This window comes from Candidatus Cloacimonadota bacterium (genome assembly GCA_034661015.1).
Lineage (GTDB): Bacteria > Cloacimonadota > Cloacimonadia > JGIOTU-2 > JGIOTU-2 > JAYEKN01.
On the sequence record JAYEKN010000111.1, the window covers coordinates 1 to 3,903 of the forward strand.

The 3,903-nt window shown below is 36.3% G+C and carries 2 protein-coding genes; both read left to right on the forward strand.

Annotated features, from left to right (window positions below):
- Positions 1 to 217 precede the first annotated feature (217 nt).
- Positions 218 to 2,251: a methionine--tRNA ligase gene (gene metG / locus U9P79_04565; protein ID MEA2103901.1), complete on the forward strand. Its 2,034-nt coding sequence runs from the start codon at positions 218 to 220 to the stop codon at positions 2,249 to 2,251.
- A 2-nt stretch (positions 2,252 to 2,253) separates the two neighbouring features.
- On the forward strand, positions 2,254 to 3,807 hold the full coding sequence (locus tag U9P79_04570; protein ID MEA2103902.1) for a SpoIID/LytB domain-containing protein: 1,554 nt from the start codon (positions 2,254 to 2,256) through the stop codon (positions 3,805 to 3,807).
- The last annotated feature ends 96 nt before the right edge of the window (positions 3,808 to 3,903 follow it).

The following is a 3,903-nucleotide window of genomic DNA, read 5'->3' on the forward strand; positions in this document are numbered from 1 at the left end:
GTTTTTTTGAACTTGACTTAAGTTTTTCCAACTTACAATTATAACGCCACTTAACTTAATAGATAATTCTTTCAATTCGTCACGGAATGGTCGGTGACTTCTCGAAAAGGCTACTTTACGGACAGACACTAATTGGAAATCATTATCTAAATAATTTGACATAAACAACCTCTTTAAGAGTTTATAACTTCAATTCAAAATAGATTTTAAGGAAATTATGTCAAAATCAAAAAATCAGGAAAAATATTTAGTAACAAGTGCTTTACCATACGCAAATGGAGATTTACATATCGGGCAAATCGCCGGTGCATATCTTCCTGCCGATATTTTTGTTCGCTATCTAAAACTCAAAGGTGAGAATGTGCTCTATATTTGCGGAACAGATGAACACGGAGCGCCCATTTCCATAAAAGCAGAAGCAGAGGGGATTACTCCCCAAGAACTTGTTGATAAATATCACAAAATAATCAAAAAATCATTTAAGGGGCTGGAAATAAATTTCGACAATTTTTCGGGTACTGCAAGACCCATAAACGATAAACTTTCTCAGGAATTTTTTCTCAATCTCTACAATAAAGGGTATATCGAAAAAAAAATTTCCCAGCAATTTTATTGCGAACATGACAAACGTTTTCTCTCAGATCGCTATGTAGAAGGTATTTGTCCAAATTGCGGAGCAGAAGGTGCCAGAGGGGATCAGTGCGATAGTTGTGGAAAACTTATCGAGACCATTAAACTCGGAAATCCAGTTTGTAAAATTTGTGGAAACACACCTATTATCAAAGAAACGACACATTGGTATCTGAATTTACCAAAATTTGAAAATAAATTGAAAAAATGGTTGGATACAAAAAAATACTGGAAAGAAAATGTGCGAAATTTCATTCTCGGCTGGATAAAGAGTGGACTGAAAGAGCGAGCCATAACCCGTGATATTAATTGGGGAGTTCCTGTTCCTCTCGAAGATGCAAAGGGAAAAGTGCTTTACGTCTGGTTCGATGCTCCTATCGGTTACATTTCTTCCACGATCGAATGGGCGGAAAAAATCGGCAAACCGGAAAAATGGAAAGAATATTGGCTTGATCCTCAAACAAAAATGATCCATTTTCTCGGCAAAGACAATATCCCTTTCCATACAATTATCTGGCCCTCAATGCTGATGGAACAAGAGAAAGAATTTATCCTTCCCTACGATGTGCCTGCAAACGAATATCTAAATATTCAGGGAGAAAAAATATCTACAAGCAGGAATCTTGCCGTTTGGGTTGGCGATTATTTAAAATATTTCGATGGTGAACTTTTGCGTTATGTATTAGCAGCCATCGCCCCGGAAAACAAAGATAGCGACTTTACCTGGTCAAATTTCCAGATAAAGGTCAATTCTGAATTGGCTAATATTCTCGGCAATCTGGCAAATCGGGTTTTCACTTTCTCCAAAAGATATTTTGGTGGAGTTATCCAAAAACCAAATGAATTTTCCGAATTGTCCCAAACAACCTTAATCGGCGCAAATGAAATAGTTACTGAAATTGATGAAGCATATTCAAATTATCAAGTGAGAAAAGCGGCCAAACTTTGTCTTGATATTGCTCGGTTGGGCAATAAATATTTTGATGAGACAAAGCCGTGGGAAAAAATCAAAAAGGATAAAAATCAAGCTGCTGAAACGCTTTATGTTTGTTCGGAATTGTTGCGAAAAATCAGCATCGTACTTTCGCCGATTTTACCTCGTAAAATGCAAGAGCTACACAAGATGATGAATTTGCCGGTAGAAGATCTCTGGGATAAGTATAACGATGGATTCGAGAAAATCCATATTGATAAAATCCAACCGCTTTTCGCCAAAATTGATGACCAAGATATAGAAAAACAGGAAAAATTACTCGCCCAAAAAATTCAGGACAGAAAAAAGAAAATGGATCATAAAGAAGAAATTACTTATGAAGATTTTTCTAAAATGGAAATACGGGTTGCAACAATTATCTCTGCAAATAGAATAAAGAGGTCAAATAAGCTCACGAAATTAATTCTTGATCTTGGCGAAGAAAAACGTCAGATCGTAGCCGGGATTTCAAAAGATTATTCCGATGAAGAACTAATTGGCAAAAAAATTGCTCTGCTCGTTAATCTGAAAAAGATTAAACTTATGGGTGTGGAATCCAACGGAATGCTTCTCGCTGCTAATACCGAAGATGAGTGTTCGCTTCTCATTCTGGATAAAGATATTCCGGCTGGTAGTGTAATTAGTTGATCATGAAAAAAAGTCTCGTATCTTTTCTTTTGGCGTTTTTTTTTGCAGTCGCTTTTGCAAACTCCTATGCAGCGGAAATTCGCAACGGTTTACTTTTCCTTGATGTAGAAATCCTTCCGAACGCATCCCAAATCCACATGAATTGTCCTGGAAAAGTAAAGATCAGTGAGGAAGGCTCTCCTTTTCAAATTGAACTTTCAGATGCGAGTATTATTTTTGAAATTACTGAAAAAATTAAAGTAACCCCTTACTGGAAAGTGGGAATTGCAAAATTTACTTCGGAAAGTGATGCGAATTCGTTTCTTGCAAAATTTCCAGAATGCTCCTTGGAAAAGAACGCAAAAATTGTTTGGCGTGATGGTTGTCTACAGCAAAAAAACGCCTTTTCTATATATTTAAATAAAAATTTTTACGACTTTAATTCGGCTTTAGATTCCAAAGAATCAGATGGTTGGGTAAAAGAATTTTTTGCTTTATCAAATCCGGAAATCTTCATTTATGACGAGAATAGTGGGAAAGAATTTTTTCTTACATGCCCTCTGCAAATTACTTCCGAGACCAATATCACAGTTACAAATGTTCCTAAAACAAATTTTTGGAACCCAAAAAAATTTGTTACTCGCACTTACTGCGGAAATTTAAAATTAAAAATAAATCAAATTGGTAAGTTAAATCTTATCTCGCATGTTGATTTGGAAAATTACATAGCAGGTGTAGTGCCAAACGAAATTGGGGTGAACGTTCCTATGGATGCCTTGCGTGCCCAAGCGATTGCAGCTCGTTCCGAAGCACTATTTAAAATGCTTGCCGGCACACACAAAAACGATGGTTTCGATCTTTGTGCCAGCGTTCATTGTCAGGTTTATTCGGGATTATCGGATGTGTCTGCTCCTGTAATTGATGCTGTAAAAAAATCCGCTTATCTCGTAGGAATCTTTGACGGAAGAATTATCAATGCGGTTTATTCAACAAATTGCGGTGGTAAAACAGCCAACAATAATGACATCTGGGGCGGAAAAAAATCGCCCTATCTTTCCAGTATTTACGATGCTGCTTCATCAAAATCCATTGATCTGTCAAATGAGAGAAATGTGAAAAACTGGATAAAAAATTCTGAAAATGTTTTTTGCAATGCTAAAATGGAAACAGGCTGGAAAAGCAAAACATATAAGTGGGAAAAAGAATTTTCGCGAGCTGAATTTGAGAATATGCTTAATAGAATTTCGGATCTGGGGAAATTTAGAAAAATTAAAATTCTAAAACGAGGGGAATCCGGCAGAATATTGAAGATGCAAATTGAGGGAAGCAAAAACACGATTATCCTTGATAACGAGCTGCAGATCAGACGAAATTTGGGTGGGTTACGCTCTTCACTTTTTATCATGGAAGAGAGCGGGGACAAAATTATTTTTTCAGGCAAGGGAAGTGGGCATGGAGTAGGAATGTGTCAGATCGGGGCGATTGAAATGTCTAAACGAGGATATTCTGCCGAAGAAATTTTGAAACACTATTTTTCAGGAATAAAGATTAGCAAGATAAATTTGTTGGAAGAGTAATATAACAATGTCATCTTACATTTCAGAGAATGAAATTTCTTTTCTCATCACTCAGAAAGAATCGTATAACCTTGAATTCAAAAGCAGATTTTCAAA